Source organism: Pseudonocardia sediminis, assembly GCF_004217185.1.
In the GTDB taxonomy this organism is placed as follows: Bacteria; Actinomycetota; Actinomycetes; order Mycobacteriales; family Pseudonocardiaceae; genus Pseudonocardia; species Pseudonocardia sediminis.
The window spans coordinates 3,543,091-3,562,286 of record NZ_SHKL01000001.1 but is presented as its reverse complement, the minus strand read 5'-3'; the positions used below and the strand labels follow the sequence as shown (position 1 = coordinate 3,562,286).

21 protein-coding genes are annotated in these 19,196 nt (G+C 73.0%); 12 read left to right on the top strand and 9 right to left on the bottom strand.

Annotation, left to right across the window (positions count from 1 at the left end):
- Positions 1–35 precede the first annotated feature (35 nt).
- Positions 36–1,421, bottom strand: coding sequence for an MFS transporter (locus EV383_RS16490; RefSeq protein ID WP_130290736.1), 1,386 nt, complete (start codon positions 1,419–1,421; stop codon positions 36–38).
- A gap of 224 nt (positions 1,422–1,645) precedes the next feature.
- Between EV383_RS16490 and EV383_RS31230 the strand changes: the two genes are divergently transcribed.
- From EV383_RS31230 to EV383_RS16470, 6 genes are all read left to right on the top strand, one after another.
- Positions 1,646–1,798 (top strand): hypothetical protein, encoded by a 153-nt coding sequence (locus EV383_RS31230; RefSeq protein WP_165438375.1) that lies wholly within the window; start codon positions 1,646–1,648, stop codon positions 1,796–1,798.
- 143 nt (positions 1,799–1,941) lie between these two features.
- Positions 1,942–2,079 (top strand): hypothetical protein, encoded by a 138-nt coding sequence (locus EV383_RS31225; RefSeq protein WP_165438374.1) that lies wholly within the window; start codon positions 1,942–1,944, stop codon positions 2,077–2,079.
- Between the two features lie 325 nt (positions 2,080–2,404).
- Positions 2,405–3,601 (top strand): Cmx/CmrA family chloramphenicol efflux MFS transporter, encoded by a 1,197-nt coding sequence (locus tag EV383_RS16485; RefSeq protein ID WP_130290735.1) that lies wholly within the window; start codon positions 2,405–2,407, stop codon positions 3,599–3,601.
- 44 nt (positions 3,602–3,645) lie between these two features.
- On the top strand, positions 3,646–4,269 hold the full coding sequence (locus EV383_RS16480) for a winged helix-turn-helix domain-containing protein (protein WP_165438373.1): 624 nt from the start codon (positions 3,646–3,648) through the stop codon (positions 4,267–4,269).
- Positions 4,256–4,498 (top strand): hypothetical protein, encoded by a 243-nt coding sequence (locus EV383_RS16475; RefSeq protein WP_130290733.1) that lies wholly within the window; start codon positions 4,256–4,258, stop codon positions 4,496–4,498. Before EV383_RS16480 ends, EV383_RS16475 begins: the two co-directional genes overlap by 14 nt.
- Positions 4,499–4,568: 70 nt before the next feature.
- On the top strand, positions 4,569–5,834 hold the full coding sequence (locus tag EV383_RS16470) for an MFS transporter (protein ID WP_130290732.1): 1,266 nt from the start codon (positions 4,569–4,571) through the stop codon (positions 5,832–5,834).
- A 5-nt stretch (positions 5,835–5,839) separates the two neighbouring features.
- Here EV383_RS16470 and EV383_RS16465 read toward each other — a convergent pair whose 3' ends face one another.
- Positions 5,840–6,409, bottom strand: coding sequence for a DUF6886 family protein (locus EV383_RS16465; protein ID WP_130290731.1), 570 nt, complete (start codon positions 6,407–6,409; stop codon positions 5,840–5,842).
- Between the two features lie 179 nt (positions 6,410–6,588).
- Between EV383_RS16465 and EV383_RS16460 the strand changes: the two genes are divergently transcribed.
- Positions 6,589–7,050 (top strand): DIP1984 family protein, encoded by a 462-nt coding sequence (locus EV383_RS16460; RefSeq protein ID WP_130290730.1) that lies wholly within the window; start codon positions 6,589–6,591, stop codon positions 7,048–7,050.
- A 249-nt stretch (positions 7,051–7,299) separates the two neighbouring features.
- Here the strand turns inward: EV383_RS16460 and EV383_RS16455 are convergent, their stop codons facing one another.
- From EV383_RS16455 to EV383_RS16440, 4 genes are all read right to left on the bottom strand, one after another.
- The gene (locus tag EV383_RS16455) at positions 7,300–7,767 is read right to left on the bottom strand and encodes a GNAT family N-acetyltransferase (RefSeq protein ID WP_130290729.1); all 468 of its coding nucleotides are present in this window, start codon (positions 7,765–7,767) and stop codon (positions 7,300–7,302) included.
- Positions 7,768–7,904: 137 nt separating this feature from the next.
- Positions 7,905–8,132: a DUF3072 domain-containing protein gene (locus tag EV383_RS16450; protein WP_130290728.1), complete on the bottom strand. Its 228-nt coding sequence runs from the start codon at positions 8,130–8,132 to the stop codon at positions 7,905–7,907.
- A gap of 87 nt (positions 8,133–8,219) precedes the next feature.
- Positions 8,220–8,705, bottom strand: a complete 486-nt coding sequence (bfr, locus tag EV383_RS16445) for a bacterioferritin (protein WP_130290727.1) — start codon at positions 8,703–8,705, stop codon at positions 8,220–8,222.
- A gap of 125 nt (positions 8,706–8,830) precedes the next feature.
- On the bottom strand, positions 8,831–9,046 hold the full coding sequence (locus tag EV383_RS16440) for a (2Fe-2S)-binding protein (RefSeq protein ID WP_242623141.1): 216 nt from the start codon (positions 9,044–9,046) through the stop codon (positions 8,831–8,833).
- 86 nt (positions 9,047–9,132) lie between these two features.
- Here EV383_RS16440 and ligD point away from each other — a divergent pair, with 86 nt between their 5' ends.
- From ligD to EV383_RS16410, 5 genes are all read left to right on the top strand, one after another.
- Complete coding sequence (ligD, locus tag EV383_RS32905) at positions 9,133–11,052, top strand: non-homologous end-joining DNA ligase (protein WP_341273735.1); 1,920 nt, start codon at positions 9,133–9,135, stop codon at positions 11,050–11,052.
- Positions 11,053–11,077: 25 nt separating this feature from the next.
- Positions 11,078–11,908: a glycerophosphodiester phosphodiesterase family protein gene (locus EV383_RS16425; protein WP_130290726.1), complete on the top strand. Its 831-nt coding sequence runs from the start codon at positions 11,078–11,080 to the stop codon at positions 11,906–11,908.
- A 63-nt stretch (positions 11,909–11,971) separates the two neighbouring features.
- The gene (locus EV383_RS16420) at positions 11,972–13,303 is read left to right on the top strand and encodes an MFS transporter (RefSeq protein WP_242623140.1); all 1,332 of its coding nucleotides are present in this window, start codon (positions 11,972–11,974) and stop codon (positions 13,301–13,303) included.
- 303 nt (positions 13,304–13,606) lie between these two features.
- The gene (locus tag EV383_RS16415) at positions 13,607–13,948 is read left to right on the top strand and encodes an RNA polymerase-binding protein RbpA (RefSeq protein WP_130290725.1); all 342 of its coding nucleotides are present in this window, start codon (positions 13,607–13,609) and stop codon (positions 13,946–13,948) included.
- A gap of 133 nt (positions 13,949–14,081) precedes the next feature.
- Positions 14,082–15,803, top strand: a complete 1,722-nt coding sequence (locus EV383_RS16410) for a DUF885 domain-containing protein (RefSeq protein WP_130290724.1) — start codon at positions 14,082–14,084, stop codon at positions 15,801–15,803.
- 20 nt (positions 15,804–15,823) lie between these two features.
- Here EV383_RS16410 and EV383_RS16405 read toward each other — a convergent pair whose 3' ends face one another.
- From EV383_RS16405 to EV383_RS16395, 3 genes are read right to left on the bottom strand one after another with little or no spacing between them, the layout of a single operon-like run.
- On the bottom strand, positions 15,824–16,603 hold the full coding sequence (locus EV383_RS16405) for a polyprenol monophosphomannose synthase (RefSeq protein WP_130290723.1): 780 nt from the start codon (positions 16,601–16,603) through the stop codon (positions 15,824–15,826).
- The gene (lnt, locus tag EV383_RS16400) at positions 16,596–18,269 is read right to left on the bottom strand and encodes an apolipoprotein N-acyltransferase (RefSeq protein ID WP_207223550.1); all 1,674 of its coding nucleotides are present in this window, start codon (positions 18,267–18,269) and stop codon (positions 16,596–16,598) included. The genes EV383_RS16405 and lnt overlap by 8 nt, the downstream gene beginning before the upstream one ends.
- 22 nt (positions 18,270–18,291) lie before the next feature.
- The gene (locus tag EV383_RS16395) at positions 18,292–19,131 is read right to left on the bottom strand and encodes a PIG-L deacetylase family protein (protein WP_130290722.1); all 840 of its coding nucleotides are present in this window, start codon (positions 19,129–19,131) and stop codon (positions 18,292–18,294) included.
- Positions 19,132–19,196 lie beyond the last annotated feature (65 nt).

Sequence of the window (19,196 nt, the reverse complement as noted above, 5' to 3'; positions counted from 1 at the left end):
GCCTCGATCACGCCGCGCGGCGGGGTGACCGGCGGTCAGCCGACGCGCTCGACCTCCTCCAGCGGACGTCCGGTGCTGCGGGGTCCGAGCAGGCCGACGTCGAGGCACAGCAGCACGATCAGCACTGCGGCCCCGCCGAACACCGCGACCGGGCCGAGCGAGGCGAGCAACGGGACGGCGATGAACGGCAGCGCGATCGACGTCGCCCGGGACAGCGAGTAGGCGATGCCGCTGGCGGTGCTGCGGATGGCCGTCGGGAAGATCTCGGCCTGGTAGATGTGGAAGCCGTTGGAGAACACGTTGCTGATGGCGGTGAGCAGGAACCCGGACACGACGATCACCACCACGTTCTCCGCGGCGGCGAACACCAGCCCGAACACCCCGATCCCGATCGCCGAGTAGATGATCAGGAACTTCCGCTCGACGCGCTCGACCAGCGGCACCGAGGTCAGCGACCCGAGCGGGTAGCCGGCGAAGCTCAGCGCGGCGTAGCCCAGGGACTCGGTGATGTCGAAGCCCTTGGCCACGAGCACCAGCGGCGCGAGCGTGCCGAAGCCGTAGTAGGCGACCGTCTGCAGCACCTGGAAGATCACCAGCATCACGCTGCGCTGCCGGTAGTCCCGGAACGCGATGGTGAGCACCTCGGTGACGCTGCGGGCGTCGTCGCCCTCACGGCCGTCGGTGCGGGCGGGAGCCTCGGGCACCGGCGTCCCCGGCGCGACCTTCTCCACCACCGAGCGCACCACCTCACGCGCTTCCGCGAACCGGCCTCGGCTCTCCAGCCAGCGCGGCGACTCGGGCAGCATCGTCCGCACGGCCAGCACGAACACCGCCCCGAGCGAGCCGAACACGAGCAGCCAGCGCCAGCCGTCGATGCCGGCGAGCGTCTCCGCGGCGACGAGCTTCCCGCCGAGCAGGGCCGCGATCGGGACGCCCAGGAAGCCGACGGTGTAGGCCCACGCCGTCATCCGGCCGCGGACCCGGCCGGGCACGAACTCGGCGAGGTAGGTGTCGACGAGCACCAGTTCCGCACCGAGCCCGACCCCGGCCAGGAAGCGCAGCACCAGGAACGTCTCGATGTTCGGGGAGAACGCCGCGGCCAGCGAGAACACCGAGTACAGCAGCAGGTTCAGGATGAAGACCCTGCGCCGTCCCAACCGGTCCGCGGCGATCGAGAGCACGTTCGCGCCGACGAACATCCCGGCGAACCCGGCCGCCAGCACCGCGGCCTTGCCGGTCGAGCCGAGTGCGAACTCTTCGGCCAGGACCGGGGCCAGCACCCCGCCCAGGAACACCTCGTAGAGATCGAAGAACGACCCGATCCCGACGAGGACGACGAGGCGGCGGTGCCAGCCGGTGACCGGCAAGATCTCCAGCACGCTCGACGCCCGGTCGAGGACACGCCCCGACTGATCCGACATCCCGGCCCCCCGTCGACGGGCCCGGCGGCGGACGACCCACCGGGCGATGGGCGGATCGTCGCACTGTGACCTGCATCGTTGCCAGACGCAACGGTCGGACGTCCCACAGGGTGGGCGCCGCGGTCCGGTTCGTTCACCGTCAGGCGTTTCGCCGGGCTTCGACCGCCGTTCGCCCTGGGCGGACCGGCTCCCGAGGCGGCAGGACGGGTGCCAGGGTGGTCGTCGTGAGGGTGCTGGTGCTCGGAGGGACGCGCTTCCTGGGACGACGGGTGGCGGAGTCGGTGCGGTGGCACCTCGACCATCCACCCACCGGACCGACCTGGTCCGACGACGACACGGACGCCGACGACACCGCCCTCGCCTCCGCAATGTCCTGACGACCCCCGGGCGCAGGGTCGTTGCGCCGGTGACCCGGCCGGAGGACAGTCGGTATCAGGTCGTTCGACGACCTGCTCGGCACGCGCCGCCCGGCGCGCCACCGGGCGTGGCGGTTCCGTTACGCGTACCGAGGAGATCGAGCATGTCCGACAAGTCGCCCCGCCAGTCCAGTAGCAAGAAGTCCGAGAAGTCGCTCAAACAGAAGCGCGCGGACAAGAAGTCCGCGGCCAACGCCGCGGCCAACCCGGCGATCGTCCCGACGACCGGTCGCGGCAAGTAGGACTCGGCCGCCCCCGTCGCCCCGCAGGGCCGGGGGAGGGCGGCCGTCCTCGACGCCGCGAATACCGGGTGTCGAACCGAAACTCCGTTGCTAAGGTCGTCTCCGTGAGCAGCCCGGAGTCCGACAGACGCTGACCACCGGCCCCTCGCCGGTGGCGCAGGCAGGCCCGCGAGCAGGTGCGCAACCCTCGCCCGGCCCGACCCCGCCCGCCACGTGTGCAGTGGCCGCATCGCATCGTCGTCGATTCCCCGCCCCCGTACGGCCCGACCGCGCCCTCGACGGCCGCGGAGGTCCTGCGCGGGCTCGATGCTCGCGGAGCCGTGTCATGCCGTTCGTGTTGTACGTCCTCGCCTCGGCGGTCCTCGCCCAGGCGACCTCGGAGTTCATGCTCGCCGGTCTCGTCGCCGAGATCGCGCGGGACCTCGACGTCCCCGTCGCCGCCGCCGGATCGCTGACCTCGGCCTTCGCCGTCGGCATGGTGGTCGGGGCGCCGCTGATGGCGCTCTCGGCGCGCCGCCTCCCACCGCGGACCGCGCTCTCGGGGTTCCTGGCCGTCTTCCTCGCCGTCCACGTCCTGGGCGCGCTCACGCCGGGCTTCGGCGTGCTGATGGCGACCCGGGTCGTCGCGGCGCTCGCGAACGCCGGGTTCCTCGCCGTCGCGTTCGCCCTCGTGCTGCGGGTCGTCCCGCCGGAGCGGACCGCACGGGCGACGGCGACGCTGCTCGCCGGGACGACCCTGGCGTTGATCGTCGGGGTGCCCGCCGGGGCGATGCTGGGGCAGCTGCTCGGGTGGCGCTCGACGTTCTGGGCCGTGGCCCTGGTGTCGCTCCCCGTACTGGCCGGGGTCCTGGTCACGGTGCCCGGGCACGCGGACGGACGCGGTCCGGCACCGGCGGTGCGCCAGGAGCTCAGGGCCCTGAGGCGCGCCCCGGTCGTCCTGACGCTGCTGGTCGGAGCGCTGGTCAACGGCGGCACCTTCGCCGTCTACACCTACCTCGCCCCGCTGCTGACCGGTGCGGGCGGTCTCGGCGCCGAGGCGGTGCCGGTCGGGCTCGCACTGTTCGGGATCGGGTCCTTCGCCGGCGTGACGCTCGCGGGGCGGCTCGCCGACGCCCACCACCGTTCCCTGCTGCTCGTCGGCGGGACCATCGTCCTGCTCGGCTGGGTCGCACTCGCCCTGCCGGCCGGGCACGGACGGGTCACTCTCCTCCTGGTCGCGATGATGGGCGCCGCCGCGTTCGCGGTCGGGTCGGCGGTGATCGCCCGGTCGCTGACACTCGCCTCCGGTGCCCCGACTCTCGGGGGCAGTGCCACCACCGCAGCGCTCAACGTCGGCGCGACGGCCGGGCCGCTCGTCGGGGGATGGAGCCTGTCGATGTCGGCGACGGGTCCGGCATGGGCGGCCGCCGGGCTGACGGCTCTGGCCGCGGTGCCCGCCGTGGCCGCCTCGTGGTCGGGTGGACGGCGTCCCGGCGTCCGCACCCCGCCCTCCGGCGGACGCCGGACCGGCCCGGACCTATGACAAGAGTTCTTGCGAAAGACTTCTTGTCATGTCACGGTAGTGCCGTGCCCGAGCCCCGTCCGCAGGACATGGACCCCGAGAAGCCGAACTGGATCACGGACAAGAAGACGTTCCGGGCTCTCGCCCATCCCACGCGGTGGCAGATCCTCCAGCAGTTCGACCTCGAGCCGACGATGACCGCGACGCGGTGCTCGGAGCTGACGGGGGAGAGCGTGGCGAGCTGCTCCTACCACCTGAACACGCTGTCCCGGTACGGGTTCGTCGAGGCTGCCGAGGGCGGGACGGGCCGGGAGAAGCCGTGGCGGCTGGTCGTCGTCGACCGCAGCTGGCGGGCGGGAGGGGAGGGGCTCGACGACGAGGCGGCGGTCGCGGCGGTGGCGCTCAGCGACGTGTCGCTGGACCACCTGGCCGCGCACCTGAAGTCCTGGATCCGGTGGCGCAGCCGGGAGGAGCCGCAGTGGCTGGACGCAACGGCCGTCACCGAGACGGTCGCGTTCGTGACCGCCGACGAGCTGGCCGAGCTGACGGCGGACATCCGCACGCTGGTCCACCGCTACAACGACCGCGTCGGCGACCCGTCCGCCCGACCGGCCGGGGCCCGCGCCGCCCAGGTCTTCGCGGCCACGTCGTTGCGACGGCCTCCGGAGGTCGACCGTGGCGACCGATGACTACCTGCGGGCCGCCGTCGCCGCCCGCCGGGCGCAGCTGCGCTCCGTCGCGCGCCCACGCACCGGCTGCCCGCGGCGGTGGCGGACCGGGGTCGACCGCCTCCACCTGCGCCTGTGGTGGGCCACCCGGCCGCGCACCCGCAGGCTGCACTGCCTGGTGACCGCCGACGACGGTCTGTCCGTCCTCGGGGACCGCCGTCCGGCGGCGGAGGGTTTCGCCCTGCGCTGAATCCCGGCTCCGGTGTTCACCGGGCGAAAACCGTGGCGGTGCCGCCGCCGGACCCTGCGAGGGTGAGCCGATGCGCGACACGAGTCCGCCCCGGCGCCGGTTGACCCCGCGCCCGGGCTCGCTCTGGCGGCACCGCGACTTCCTGCTCCTGTGGTCGGGGGAGAGCGTCAGCCAGGTCGGGACACGGATCGGCGACGTCGCGATCCCGCTGCTGGCGGTGACCGTGCTCGGCGTGACCCCGTGGCAGATGGGTCTGCTCACCGCCGCCCAGACCGCGGGCTTCCTGCTCATCGGCCTGCTGGCCGGCGTCGTGCTGGACCGGGTGCGCCGGTTCCCGGTCATGATCGCCGCCGATCTGGCCCGGTTCGCGCTCCTGGCGACGATCCCGGTCGCCGGCTGGTTCGGCGTCCTGGGATACCCGCAGCTGCTCGTCGTCGCGTTCCTGGCGGGTCTGGGCACGGTGTTCTTCGACGTCGCCTACCAGTCCGTCCTGCCCTCGCTGGTCGGACGCGAGCACCTCGTCGAGGGCAACGGGAAGCTGGAGTCGACCCGCGCCGGCGCGGAGGCGGGCGGCCCCGCGCTGGGTGGCGGTCTGGTGCAGCTGGTGGGGTCCGTCGGTGCGGTCCTGGTCGACGCGGTGAGCTACCTGGCCTCGGCCGCCCTGCTCTCCCGTATCCGCACCGCGGAGCCGGAACCGGTGCCGTCGGGCACCTCGGTGCGCGCGGAGATCGGGGAGGGGCTGCGCTTCGTCCGGGACCACCGACTGCTGCGGCCGATCGTGCTGTGCACCGGGACGTCGAACCTGTTCACCGGCGTCATGCAGGCCGCGCTGGCGTTGTTCCTCGCCCGCGAGCTCGGCCAGCCGGCGGCGGTCGTCGGGCTGATCCTCGCCGCCGCCGGGGTCGGGGCACTGGTCGGGGCCGTCACCGCCGGAGCCTGGACGCGGCGGCTCGGCCAGGCGCGCACGATCGTCTGGTCGCTGCTGGTCACCAGCCCGATCATGGTGCTCGTCCCGCTCGCCCGGCCGGGCCCGCTGCTCGGTGCCGCGGCGGTGGGCCTGTTCGCCCTGGGTTACGGCTCGGTGGTCTACAACGTCGCCCAGGTCAGCTTCCGCCAGGCCATCTGCCCCGCACGCCTGCTGGGCCGGATGAACGCCAGCGTCCGCTTCCTGGAGTGGGGCACCATCCCGCTGGGAGGCCTCCTCGGCGGCGCTCTCGGCGAGGTGATCGGCCCGCGGGCGACCCTGCTCGTCGTCGCGGTCGGCAACACCCTCGCCCCGCTCTGGGTGCTGCTCTCCCCGTTGCGACGCCTGCGGGACATGCCCGAGGGGGAGTAAGGGCCCTACCGCGGAGACGGAGGACGGGCGTTGCGCAGCCGGATACCGCTGAACCCCAGGGTCCCGGCCGTCACCGCCTCCCAGAACGTCCACAACTCCGGCAGCACACGGAGCTCGATACCGGCCTGTTCGTGCAGTGCGAGGAGATCCCCGACGGGCTCGGGCCGCCCCAGCGGACGGATCCGGACCCGGGCGACGTGGGCCGACGGCTCCGCGGTCTCCTGCCGGCGCGCAGGCTCCGGCTCGGGGAACGGGCGGAACGGGGCGGCCGGCAGGCGGTAGGCGTACAGACGCACCGACCGCATCCGCTCCAGCCACGCGTACTCGACGGCGTGCACCCGCGTCACGCCGGACGGGCCGATGACACGCTCGACGTCCGCGACCGTGCTGCCGGACACTGCCCACGTCAGGACGCGCGGGCACTGCCGCGGGAACCAGTAGGCGGGTGCCCTCGGCGCGTCGACCGCCCAGACCAGGGTGTCTCGGACCCGGGCCGACGCGGCGATGTGCGGGACGAACTCCTCGATGGTCGGGTCCTCGGAGAAGTGCAGGACCTCGCCCTCACGCGGTCGCACGGCGCCCGGTTCCGTTCTCGGCGTGGTGCACCGCAGGAGCCTGCCCTGCTGTGACGCCACGCGTCGACCGGATAACCGTCGAGAGCCGCCGCTGCGGCCCGGGCAGGTGCACCACAGGGTAATCGCGTGGTGCCGGAGATCCACACATGGCAACCTGGACCGCCGGGGGGAGGTGGACCATGAAGCTGGCCGAGGCGCTCGCGCTGCGGGCCGACGCACGTCGACGGGTGGAGCAGCTACGCACCCGCGTCGTCGGCAGCGCGCGCTACCAGGAGGGTGAGCAGCCCCCGGAGGACGCGGCGGCGCTGCTGGGCGAGGCCGACGAGGTGCTCGACGAGCTGGCCGGGCTGATCCGCCGGATCAACCGCACGAACGCCGCCACCGACCTCGGCGACGACGGCACCATGACCGACGCCCTGGCCGTCCGGGACGTCCTGCGTCAGCGGCACGCACTGCTCACCGCGGCCGCCGACGCCGCGGCCGGGCACGGGGGTTTCCGGCAGCTGCGCTCGGAGCTGCGCCAGCTCTCCGCCCTACCGGTGGGCGAGCTGCGCAGCCGGGCCGACCGGGTGGCCCGCGACGTCCGCGAGCTGGACGCACGGATCCAGCAGGCCAACTGGACGGTCGATCTGCTCGACTGATCGTTATGACAACTGAATCGGCGCGGGAGCAGGTACCCGGGCGGGGAGCGGGCACGAGCCCGAGGGCCGGCGGGCGAAGACCGGCCCATGCCTGGCGCGCGAGGGGCCGCGCACGGGGTTCGACTCCCCGGACGCACACATCAGCCCAGCACGTCGCACAGGTGATCGGTGCACGCCGTACGACGCACCACCATGTGCCGGCCCCGCACGGGGAGGGAGGGCCAGGGGACCCCGCGCCCACAGGGGCGGTCAGATCCGGCGGGTGAACACGATCCGGTCCTGGCCGGGACCGTGATAATCGGCCTGCGGGTCGGAGACGTCGAACCCCAGGGCCCGGTGGAAGCGGACCGAGTCCTGGTTGCGCGGCGGGGTGATCGCCCGGACGCGGGTACAGCCGCGCTCACGCGCGAGGTCGAGGAACCTCCCGTAGAGCGCTCGCGCCAGGCCCTGTCCGCGACGCCCGGGGTGGACGCCGGCGAAGTGGATGTAGGCGTCCTGCGGTGACGCCGGGGACACGAAGGCGACCAGGAACCCGGCCAGGCCGGACGCGTCCTCGGCGACGAGGCTCGTCTCGTGGAAGTGCTCCAGGAACAGCCGCGGCAGGACCGGGCTGACCGTGCGTCCCCACCAGCCGTCCATCACCGTGACGATCGGGTCGTAGTCGGCCGGGGCGGCCGTCCGGATCCGAGGGACGCCCGGAACGAGGGGTGAGGCCATGGGGCGCAGAACCTCCCGCCGACGTATCAACTGTCATAACGCACATTATCGGCTCGATATCAGGGTGCCGATAACGGCGAGCCCGAACATACGTGTGGGCCGCCGGATCGTCTCCGACGGCCCACACGGCGAATGAATCAGTTCCCGCGACCGGTCTTCTCCTGCAACGCGTCGATGCGACGCGACGCCTCGGACTTGTTGAGCTTGTCCAGGTCGTCCGGCGCGTCCTCGCCGGCCTGCTGCAGCAGCGTCTCCAGGTACGAGCGCTGCGGCCCGGTCATCGGCTCGTCGCCGGTGGTCCAGTCCGCGGGGTCCTTCTCGGCCGTCCCGGGGTCGACGGTGTCTGCCTTGTGATCGTCGGTCATGGATCGAACATATCTTCGATCGTCCCCCGGCGCGCGGTGGGACGGCCCCGCTGCGCCGAACCTGTCATAACAAGCGCCGAGCGTGGATCAGCCCGGGTTCGGCGGCTGGTCGACGAGCTGCGCGAGGTACAGCGGCTCGCCCAGCTTCTCCATCAGCTCGAGGTTCGTCTCGATGTAGTCGATGTGGTGCTCCTCGTCGGCGAGGATCTCCTCGAACAGGTTGGCGGTCGTGATGTCGCCCTTGTCGCGGCACATCTGCACGCCGGGACGCAGGCGCTCGACGACGGCGAGCTCGATCGACAGGTCCGCCTCGAGCTGCTCGCGCACGGTCTGCCCGACCCGCAGCTGGAACAGGCGCTGGTAGTTGGGCAGACCCTCCAGGAACAGGATCCGGTCGGTGATCTTCTCCGCGTGCCGCATCTCGTCGATGGACTCGCTGCGGGTGTAGGCGGCCAGCTTCGTCAGGCCCCAGTTCTGCTGCATCTTCGCGTGCAGGAAGTACTGGTTGATGGCCGTGAGTTCACTGGTCAACTGGTCGTTGAGCAGGGAGATGACCTCGGCGTCGCCGCGCATCGGATTCTCTCGATTCGTCGCAAGGGTCTGGACGCGACGAATGTAGGACACCACTCGGGAGCACTGTCCGCTCAGGACCGACTCTGATTCGCCCAGCCTTGCCTGGGACAAGGGTGCGGATAGGTTCAGGCGGTGGCCGGCAGTCCGTCCAGATCGGACGGTGCGGCGGTCGTCATCAACAGCACGCCCAGGGTGTTCACGCACGACCCGCATCCGGTACCGGCGCCGCAGGCGTCGCCGATCTCCTCGACCGTGAGCGCGCCGAGACGGACGCAGTCGCGGACCTCGGACTCGGTGGCCGCAGCACAGATGCAGGCGAACAACGTGACCCCACCCTTCATGTAGGCAACCCTATCCTGACAGTTGATCACCCTCGGGCACAAGAGAACGCCGGGTCCGGTGCGGGACGCGTGGCTAGGCTGGCCGGGTGCCGCTCGAGGACTACCGCCGCAAGCGCGATCCGCAGCGCACGCCGGAGCCGATCCCGGAGACCGACCCGGAGGCCTCGGGCGCCGGCGAGCGCTTCGTGATCCAGGAGCACCACGCCACGGCGCTGCACTGGGACCTTCGCCTCGAGCGCGACGGCGTCCTCGCGTCCTGGGCGGTGCCGAAGGGTCTGCCCACCGACCCGTCGACGGTCCGGATGGCGATCCGCACCGAGGACCATCCGATGGAGTACCTGGACTTCGCCGGTGACATCCCGTCCGGCGAGTACGGCGGCGGGCACATGAGCGTCTGGGACTCCGGCCGCTACGAGACCGAGAAGTGGAACGACCGCGAGGTCGCCGTCGTCCTGCACGGCGAGCGCGCGCAGGGCAGGTTCGTGCTGCTGCACCGCCCGGACGGCAAGCGCGACACCTGGCTGCTGCGGCGGGCGAAGGACCAGGGCGACGACTCCCCCTCCGGTGAACCGCTCCCCCACGACGCCGCGCTCGTCGAGCCCACCCCCGCCGACGCGCTCCCCGACGGGCCGGGCTGGTGGATCCGCGTGCGCTTCGGCGGGCGCCGGGTGCTCGTGCGCAGCGACGGCGGGCGGGCGACGCTGACCGGCCCGGACGGCGCCGGCGGGTGGCAGGACATCGCGCTGCCGCCTCAGTTGCGCCGGTTCGGCCCGAGCCTCGGGGCCGGCGGGCACCTGCTCGACGCGGAGCTCACCACCGGCGGCGACCTCTGGATCTCCGACGTGCTCCACACCGGCGGCGAGGACCTGCGCGACCGGCCGCTGCGCGAGCGGCGGGAACGACTCGACGCGCTGCCGCTGGACGGCCCGCACTGGAAGGTCGCGCCGGTCTACCCGGACGCCGGGCCGGAGCTGCTCGACGCCGTCACGGCGCAGGGGCTGCCGTCGGTCGTCGCCGTGCGGGAGGACTCGGCGTACCGCACCGACGTCGTGCCGGACCCGGACTGGGTGGAGGTCCCCGCCGCCGCACCCCGCCGGCCTGCCGGTACCGGGCCGCTCGGAGCGGGGCGCGCGCGGCTGACCAACCCGGACAAGGTCCTCTACCCCCGCACCGGGACGACCAAGACCGACGTCCTCGCGCACTACCTGGCCGTCGCCGAGGTGATGCTGCCGCACATCGCGGACCGGCCGCTGACCATGGTGCGCTGGCCGGACGGGGTCGGGAAGCCGTCGTTCTTCGAGAAGAACGTCGCACGCCACGCCCCGGACTGGGTGCGCACCGCGCGGGTGGGCACGCCGGGCGGGCGGTCGGAGACCGCGGACTTCCCGGTGATCGACAGCGTCGAGGGGCTGGCCTGGGCGGCGAACCTGGCCGCGCTGGAGCTGCACGTCCCGCAGTGGCGCCTGGGCCCCCGCGACGGCAGGCACCCGCCGGACCTGGTGGTGTTCGACCTGGACCCGGGTGAGGGGACGTCGATCGTCGAGTGCTGCCGGGTCGCCGAGTGGCTCGACGACGTCCTCGCCGAGCACGACCTGGAGGCGTGGCCCCGGACGTCCGGGGGCAAGGGCCTGCAGCTCTACATCCCGGTCGGGGTGACCCGTGCCGAGCAGACCTCGGAGTTCGCCCACGACGTCGCCGACCGCCTGGCCACCGACCACCCGCGCGAGGTCGTCTCGGTGATGGCCAAGGCCCGGCGCACGGGCCGGGTGTTCGTCGACTGGAGCCAGAACAACACGGCCAAGACCACGATCGCGAGCTACTCGCTGCGCGGGCGGGAGCGCCCCACCGTCGCCACCCCCGTCACCTGGGACGAGGTCCGGGCCTGCCACGCCGCCGAGGACCTGCGCTTCGTCGCCGACGACATCCCGGCCCGCCTGGACCGCCACGGCGACCTGATGGCACCCCTGCTCGACACCGAGCGTTTCCGTCTGCCGCGTCGCACCTGATCACCGCACCTGGGAGGGTGAAGGCATGGGCGACCGTCATCCCTATCTCGAGGGCCCGTACCCGCGTGCGTACGCCCACCGCGGCTGGCACATCGACGACCTCACCGGCTGCGAGAACACCCTGGCCGCGTTCGTCCGCGCCGCCGACGAGGGCTTCGGCTACGTCGAGCTCGACGTGCACGCCAGCTCCGACGGCATCCCGGTGATCCACCACGACGCCCACCTCGACCGCACCACGGACGCGACCGGCCGGATCGCCGACCGGCACGCCGCCGAGCTGGACGAGGTCACGGTCGGCGGGCGCGAGAAGCTGCCCCGCCTGGAGACCGTGCTGCGGGCGATCCCGCGGACCCGGGTGACGATCGAGCTCAAGGCCGACGCCGTCGTCGCGCCCACGCTCGCCGTCCTGGAGCGGCTCGACGCCTGGGACCGGGTGTGCCTGGGGTCGTTCGAGGAGTCCCGCCTGGTCCGTGCCCGCGCATCGGCCGGACGACGGCTGTGCACCTCGTTGGGTCAGCGCGGGGTGCTGGGCCTGCGCGGGCGGGCGTGGCTCGTTGCGCTGCCCGGGCCGTTGCAGGCCGCGGGCCTGCTCGGGGGCGCGGTGCTGCCGCGGGTGCACGGGCAGGTCGCGCAGGTGCCGGCCCGGTTCGGGCCGCTGACCGTCGTCGACGAGCAGTTCGTCCGCACCGCGCACGCCGCGGGCACGGAGGTGCACGTGTGGACGGTCGACGAGCCGGGAACGATGCACACGCTGCTGGACCTGGGCGTGGACGGGATCCTGTCCGACCGCCCGGACGTGCTGCGCGACGTCCTCGCCGTGCGGTCCGAGGCACTGCGGCCACCCGAGGCCGGCTGAACGGGCACCGGCTCGGTAGTTCCACGGCGGGGATCGTCGCCGGTGCGCCGTTAGGCTCGCCGTGTGACCAGCCCCGCCGCCGCTCCCCCGGCCTCGCAGCCCGCTCCCCGACGCGGGCAGGTGTGGACCTGGGGCCTGTGGGACTGGGGCTCCTCGGCGTTCAACACGATCGCCCTGACGTTCGTCTTCTCGGTCTATCTCACCGACTCGGTCGGCGCCGACCTGCCCGGTTCCATCAGCGTGAACAGCTGGCTGAGCTGGTCCACCGCCGCGGCCGGCGTACTGATCGCGCTGATGGCACCGGTGATCGGGCAGAGCGCGGACCGGGCCGGGCGCAGGCTGCGCTCGACCGGGTTGTGGACGGCGGCCGTGGTCGTCGCGATGGCGCTGATGTTCTTCGTCCGCGACGACTACCACTACCTGTGGCTGGGCCTGCTCCTGCTCGCCGTGGCCTCGATCTTCTTCGAGCTGGCCCAGGTGTCCTACTTCGCCCTGCTCTCCCAGGTCTCGACGCCGGCCAACGTCGGGCGGGTGTCCGGGTTCGGATGGTCGATGGGGTACTTCGGCGGGATCGTGCTGCTGCTGCTCATCTACCTCGGCCTGATCGCCGGTGACGACGGCGGCCTGCTCGGTCTCGGCACCGAGGGCGGCATCAACATCCGGGTCGCGATGCTGCTCGCGGCGGCCTGGTTCGCGGTGTTCGCACTGCCGATGTTCTTCTCGCTGCCCGAGACCCCCGCCACCGGCAGCGGGGCCCGGCTCGGCGTCGTCGGGTCCTACCGCAGGCTGCTCGCCGACCTGCGCGACCTCTACCGGCGTGAACCGCACACCGTGTACTTCCTCGGGGCCAGCGCGCTCTACCGGGACGGCCTCAACGCCGTGTTCGCGTTCGGCGGGGTGATCGCGGTGACCGTGTACGGGATGGACCCCGGGACCGTGCTGATCTTCGGTGTGGTGATCAACGTGGTGTCCGCGCTGGGCGCGCTGACCGGAGGCTGGCTCGACGACCGGATCGGCCCGAAGGCCGTCGTCGTCGGCTCGCTCGGCGGGCTGGTGGTCGTGGGGATCATCCTGCTGTTCGTCTCCGGCCCGAACGCGTTCTGGGTGTTCGGCCTGATCCTGGGCCTGTTCGTCGGCCCGGCGCAGGCGTCGTCGCGGTCGTACATGAACCGGCTCTGCCCGCCCGGGCACGAGGGCCAGCTGTTCGGCCTCTACGCCACGACGGGGCGGGCGGTCTCGTTCCTGGCACCGGCCCTGATCGGGTTGTTCACCTATCTCTTCTCCTCCGACCGCGCGGGCACCGTCGGGATCGTGCTCGTCCTCGCCGCCGGTCTGGCCGCGATCATCCCGGTCAAGGCCCCGGCCCGTTCCGCACCAGCGGTGAACGCGGCCTGAAACGGTCCGCGGATCTTGCCTGCGCAAGCATCCTCACACCGTGCGGAAACAAGGGCGTGAACACTGCGCCAAGACAGGGTGAGCTAAGTCACAGATGGCTGACACGTCACATCAGCGTGTGCGATAGGCACAAATAGGGAACACTGGCTCGTCGGGCCAGGAACAGTTACCACCGGGTACTCACCGGAGGGAAAACCCTGGCCGGCCACCAGGAATGACAGTAACGCCACGAACGTTACACCTGGTGGCGGCGAAGTAACCGTCGAGGGTCCGTCCCTCGTACACCGCACAGGAGGGTGACACATGGCCGACCGCGTACTGCGTGGAAGCCGGCTCGGGGCTGTCAGCTACGAGACCGACCGTAACCACGACCTGGCGCCGCGGCAGATGGTGCGCTATGTGTCCGAGGCGGGATTCGAGTTCGAGGTCCCCTTCGCCAACGACGCCGAGCCGCCGGCCACCTGGGAGTCCCCCCAGGGTGGTGTCGGCAAGCGCGTCGACGGCAACGAGCCGGAGGCGAAGAAGGCCAAGCCCCCGCGCACGCACTGGGACATGCTGCTCGAGCGCCGCTCCATCGCGGAGCTGGAGGAGCTGCTGAACGAGCGTCTCGAGCTGCTGCGCGAGCGTCGCGCCGAGATCGCCTGACGCACGCCCACCACCACGTCCGAGACGACGCGCCGGACACCGCGGAGCCGGGTCACCCGAGAAGGGGGCCCGGCTTCGTCGTGTGCGGGGCCGTGCGGCGGCGGGCACCGGGGGCGGTGGGCATGATGGCGTCATGCCCGACACCCCTGAGGAGAACCCTTCCCGCGCCGTCCGGGACCTCGCCGACGACCACGTCCGACGCCTCGCCGCCCTGGACCCGGTCCTGGCCGGCGAGCTCGGCCACACCGACGGGCAGGACCGGCTCGGAGACCTCTCCCCCGCCGGTCAGGACGCGATCGACGCGCTGGACCGCGAGACCCTGGACCGTCTGACCGCGCTCACCGGCGACACGCCGCCGTCGGACCCCGACGAACGCCGCTGTGCGCGGCTGCTCTCCGAACGTCTGCGGGCCGGGCTCGACGTGTCGGCATCGGGCGAGAACCTGCGCGCGGTGCAGGAGCTGTTCGGCCCGGTCCAGGGCGTGCGCCTGGCGTTCACGCTGATGCCGGTGGCGACCGAGCACGACTGGGCGAACGTCGCCGGCCGGATGAGCCGCGTCCCCCAGGCGCTGCGCGAGTACCGCGAGAGCCTCACCGAGGGCGACCGGCGCGGTCTGTACGCCGCGCCCCGGCAGGTGGAGCGGGTCGCCGAGCAGATCGACTCCTGGGTGGCCGACGGCGCCGGGCGCGGCTGGTTCTCCGTCTTCGCGGACGGGGCCTCCCGTGCTCCGCTGGGCGACGGGGTCCGGGCCGACCTCGCCACCGCGGCGCCACAGGCCACCGGCGCCCTCGTCGAGCTGCGGGACTGGCTGCGCACCGAGTACCTCCCGCGCGCCGAGGGCACCCCGGACGGGGTCGGGGCCGAGCGCTACCGGCTCGCGTCGCGGTACTGGAACGGCGCCGACATCGACACCGACGAGGTCTACGCCTGGGGCTGGTCGGAGTTCCGTCGGCTGCGCGAGGAGATGGCGGTCGAGGCCGAGCGGGTCAAGCCGGGCGCCGGCGCCGCGGAGGCGATGGCCCACCTGGACCGGCACGGCGACGTCGTCGTCGGCGGGGAGGCGGCGCGGGCGCGGCTGCAGACGATGATGGACGACACGATCGCCGACCTGGGCCGCACGCACTTCGACCTGGCCGAGCCGATCCGCACCGTCGAGGCGTGCCTGGCCCCGGCCGGCAGCGCGGCCGCGCCGTACTACACGCCGCCCACACTGGACTTCTCCCGCCCGGGCCGGACGTGGCTGCCGCAGACCGCGGACGACCGCTACCCGATGTGGGACCTGATCAGCACCTGGTATCACGAGGGCGTCCCCGGACATCACCTGCAGATGGCGCAGTGGGCCTACCGGGCGGCGGACCTGTCGTCCTACCAGGCCAACGTCGGGTCGGTCAGCGCGAACCTGGAGGGCTGGGCGCTCTACGCGGAGCTGCTGATGGACGAGCTCGGCTACCACACCGACCCCGGGTCGCGGATGGGCTACCTGAACGGCCAGATGCTGCGCGCGATCCGGGTCGTGATCGACATCGGGATGCACCTGTCGCTGCCGATCCCGGACGACTCCCCCGTCGGTGCCGGCCTGCGCTGGACCCCGGAGCTGGGACGGGAGTTCTTCCGCAGCCACGTCGGCGGCAGCGACGAGCTGATCGACAGCGAGCTGCTGCGCTACCTCGGAGCGCCGGGCCAGGCGATCGGCTACAAGCTCGGTGAGCGGGTGTGGCTGGCCGGCCGGGACGCGGCCCGGCGGGCCCACACCGCCCGCGGCGGGGAGTTCGACGTCAAGGCCTGGCACATGACGGCGCTGTCGCAGGGCTCGCTGGGCCTCGACGACCTGGCCGGCGAGCTGGCCGCGATCTGATCGCTCCCCCGGGGTCCCGTTCAGGCGCGGACGGGGCCCTCGGGGATCGGGTCGACCGGGTCCGGCGGCCGGTCGCCGCTGCCGAAGCGGTGCGACATGCCCCAGCAGGTGACCCGCCAGAGCGCCTCGCCGACGATCGTGGAGTTCATCTTCGACGTGCCGCGCTCGCGTTCGGTGAACGTGATCGGGACCTCGCGGACCCGGAAGCCGGACTGCACGGCACGCCAGGCCATGTCGACCTGGAAGCAGTAGCCCTGCGAGGCGACGCTGTCGAGGTGCAGCTCCTCGAGCACCTCGCGCCGGTAGACGCGGTAGCCGCCGGTGATGTCGCTGATCGGGACGCCGAGCGCGAGCCGGGAGTACAGGTTGCCACCGCGGGAGAGCATCTGGCGGTGCCACGGCCAGTTCACGACACGTCCGCCGGGCACGTAGCGCGAGCCGAGCACGAGGTCGGCGTCGTCGAGGGCGTGCAGCAGGGCGGGCAGGTCCTCCGGGGCGTGCGAGCCGTCGGCGTCCATCTCCACGACGACCTGGTGCTCGCCGCGCAGGGCGTGCGCGAAACCGGCGAGGTACGCGGCGCCGAGCCCGGACTTGCCGGTGCGGTGCAGCACGCGGACGCGCTCGTCGGCGGCGGCGAACTCGTCGGCCAGCTCGCCGGTGCCGTCGGGACTCGCGTCGTCGACGACGAGGACGTCGGCCTCGGGCACAGCTGCGTGCAGGCGCGCGAGAGCCGGGCCCAGGTTCTCTCGCTCCTCGTACGTCGGGATCACCACCAGGACCGGACCCGGGGGCTCAGCCATGCTCGTCCTCTCCTGCCTCGGGCATACGACCCGCTGACCCTACGCCCGACCGCGGGCCCCGCCTCCGCGACGCTCCGAAGACGATCACCACGGCCAGTACGCCGATGGCCGTCAGCGTCCATTCCGGAACCGACCGCAGGTGTCCGGACAGCGTAGTGGTCCCCTTCAGGGGGATGCGATCGACCAGTACCCCGGGCACGAACTGGCCGGTCGAGGCCGTCACCGTGCCGTCCGGACGGATCATCGCGCTGACCCCGCTGGTGGTCGCGACGACGACCGGACGGTCGTGCTCGACGGCCCGCACCCGCGACATCGCCAGCTGCTGGAACGTCATCTCGGTGAGGCCGAACGTCGCGTTGTTGCTGGGCACGGCGAGGATCTGGGCGCCGGCGTCGACGCTGTCGGAGACCAGGTCGTCGAACGCGACCTCCCAGCAGATCGCGACGCCGACGGCGACCCCGGCCATCGGCGCGACACCGGCCCCCGGGCCGGGCACGAAGTTCCCCGCGCGGTCGACGTAGGAGGAGAACAGCCGGAAGAACGAGCGCCACGGCATGTACTCGCCGAAGGGCTGGACGCGGCGCTTGTCGGTGCGGGCGACGACGCCCTCGCCCGCCTCCCAGATCAGCGCGGCGTTGCTGGTCGTGCGGTCGCCGTTGACGAGCACGGCGCCGACCAGGATCGGGGCGCGGATCGCCGACGCGGCCCCGTCGATCAGGGCGGCGGCGTCGGCGTTGCGCAGCGGGTCGATGTCGGAGGAGTTCTCCGGCCAGATCACGATGTCGGGCTGGGGCTGCCGTCCGGCCGCGACCTCGGCGGCGAGGCGCTGCGTCTGGCGGACGTGGTTGTCCAGGACGGCGCGGCGCTGGGCGTTGAAATCCAGGCCCAGGCGCGGGACGTTGCCCTGGATCGCGGCGACGGTGACCGTCCGCTCCGGTGGTCCGGCCTGGGCCGGCACGAGCCCGGCCAGCGGTCCGGCCACCAGGACGAGCACGACCAGCAGCGCCGGGACGACGACCCCGGCCCGGGAGCCGGCCGCGCCGCCCGACGTGGGCCGGTGCCCGCGGACCAGGATCCGCAGCACCTCGCCCAGCGCGAGCCCGGCCAGGACCGTCGCGAACGACAGCAGCGGCACCCCGCCGATCGCGGCGAGCGGCAGCGTCGGGGCGTCCGGCTGACCGAAGCCGACCCGTCCCCAGGGCAGCCCGCCGAACGGGATCCGCCCGCGCAGCGCCTCCGCGCCGACCCACACCGCGGCGGCCCAGACCGGCCACAGCGCCGACGCCCACCGCGCCCGGAAGCCCGACACCAGTGCCATCCCGGCCCCGGCCACACCCAGGAACAGCGACTCGAACACCACGAGCGCGACCCACGGCAGCGACCCGACGAAGAACCCGGTCCAGCTCAGCAGCGGCAGCAGGAACCCGATCCCGAACAGCATCCCGATCTCGAACCCACGCCGCGGTCCCACGCCGCGCAGCAGCAGCCCCACCAGGGCGAACGCCGGCAGAGCGAGCCACCACAGGGTGCGCGGGGGGAAGCTGAGGTAGAGCAGGACACCGGCCCCGGCCGCGAGCACCCAGACCGCCAGCAACCGTCCCCAGGCCGAGGCCCGGGACTGCGGCGGCGACGTCGGCGAGGGCGGGCTGGTCAACGTCGCGGACACGCGATGAGACTACGTCCCCGCGCTAAAGGATCGCTGCGGACTCCACGTGCTCCGGACGCCGCGGCGCGCCGGCGAGCAGGTGCTCGTTGCCCAGGACGTCGAGCAGGCCGGACGCCCCGTCGCGCAGGAACCACTCGTAGCCGTAGGTGGCGGCGAACGTCTCGTCCGGCACCGCGTCCGGGCCGATCTGGCTGGCGTGGGTGAGCATCGCGGCGCGCTTGACGGCCAGGTCCGACGCCGAGCCGGCGACGGCCGTCGCGATCTCGGCGGTGACCCGGCCGAACGCGACGTCGGCGGCGCGGGCCGCGCCGTGCACCAGGTGCCGGTCGCGGGCGGAGAGGTGCAGGTGCTCGCGGTCGACGGTCATCCGGTAGCCGGTCGCCCCGGACAGCGAGGCGGCGGTGGCGCCGACGGCGTGGGCGACGCGGTGGTCGGGGTGGCCGTAGATGCCGGCGTCGTCGTCGTAGACCAGGGTCGCGGCGCCCTCGGCGTCGGCGAGCTCGGCCACCCGTCGTCCCAGGGCCAGGGGGTCGGCCCCGGCGAGGGCGCCCGCGTGGGACTCGTCCGGGCCGCCGGGCAGGCCGGAGTCGCGGTGCCCGAGCAGGACGAGCCGTGCGACGCCCAGGAGGTCGGCGGCACGCTCCAGCTCGCGTCGGCGGCGTGCGGCGACGGTCTCGCCGTCGGAGAGCGGGAGGCGGGACCCGCCGAGCTCGCCGCCGGTCGCCATCACGAGGACGACGCGGGCGCCGGCGTCGGCGAGGCGGCGCAGCGTGATACCGGTGAAGATCGCCTCGTCGTCGGGGTGGGCGTGCAGGGCGAGAACGGTCTCGCCGGAGAGATCAGGGGTGCCGAGGACGGCCATGGGGAGTGGTCACAGACGTGCGGGCCGCGCTGCGGCAGGGTGGACGGGGCCGGGGCGGGTCGGTG

What these genes read in the sequence shown, in the direction of transcription:
- EV383_RS16485 (WP_130290735.1), top strand. Translation starts at nt 2,405, where the DNA reads ATGCCGTTCGTGTTGTACGTCCTCGCCTCGGCGGTCCTCGCCCAGGCG.
- EV383_RS16395 (WP_130290722.1), bottom strand. Translation starts at nt 19,131, where the DNA reads ATGGCCGTCCTCGGCACCCCTGATCTCTCCGGCGAGACCGTTCTCGCC.
- EV383_RS16460 (WP_130290730.1), top strand. Translation starts at nt 6,589, where the DNA reads ATGAAGCTGGCCGAGGCGCTCGCGCTGCGGGCCGACGCACGTCGACGG.
- EV383_RS16415 (WP_130290725.1), top strand. Translation starts at nt 13,607, where the DNA reads ATGGCCGACCGCGTACTGCGTGGAAGCCGGCTCGGGGCTGTCAGCTAC.
- EV383_RS16405 (WP_130290723.1), bottom strand. Translation starts at nt 16,603, where the DNA reads ATGGCTGAGCCCCCGGGTCCGGTCCTGGTGGTGATCCCGACGTACGAG.
- EV383_RS16425 (WP_130290726.1), top strand. Translation starts at nt 11,078, where the DNA reads ATGGGCGACCGTCATCCCTATCTCGAGGGCCCGTACCCGCGTGCGTAC.
- EV383_RS16440 (WP_242623141.1), bottom strand. Translation starts at nt 9,046, where the DNA reads ATGAAGGGTGGGGTCACGTTGTTCGCCTGCATCTGTGCTGCGGCCACC.
- EV383_RS16450 (WP_130290728.1), bottom strand. Translation starts at nt 8,132, where the DNA reads ATGACCGACGATCACAAGGCAGACACCGTCGACCCCGGGACGGCCGAG.
- EV383_RS16410 (WP_130290724.1), top strand. Translation starts at nt 14,082, where the DNA reads ATGCCCGACACCCCTGAGGAGAACCCTTCCCGCGCCGTCCGGGACCTC.
- EV383_RS16470 (WP_130290732.1), top strand. Translation starts at nt 4,569, where the DNA reads ATGCGCGACACGAGTCCGCCCCGGCGCCGGTTGACCCCGCGCCCGGGC.
- EV383_RS16490 (WP_130290736.1), bottom strand. Translation starts at nt 1,421, where the DNA reads ATGTCGGATCAGTCGGGGCGTGTCCTCGACCGGGCGTCGAGCGTGCTG.
- EV383_RS16455 (WP_130290729.1), bottom strand. Translation starts at nt 7,767, where the DNA reads ATGGCCTCACCCCTCGTTCCGGGCGTCCCTCGGATCCGGACGGCCGCC.
- bfr (WP_130290727.1), bottom strand. Translation starts at nt 8,705, where the DNA reads ATGCGCGGCGACGCCGAGGTCATCTCCCTGCTCAACGACCAGTTGACC.
- EV383_RS31225 (WP_165438374.1), top strand. Translation starts at nt 1,942, where the DNA reads ATGTCCGACAAGTCGCCCCGCCAGTCCAGTAGCAAGAAGTCCGAGAAG.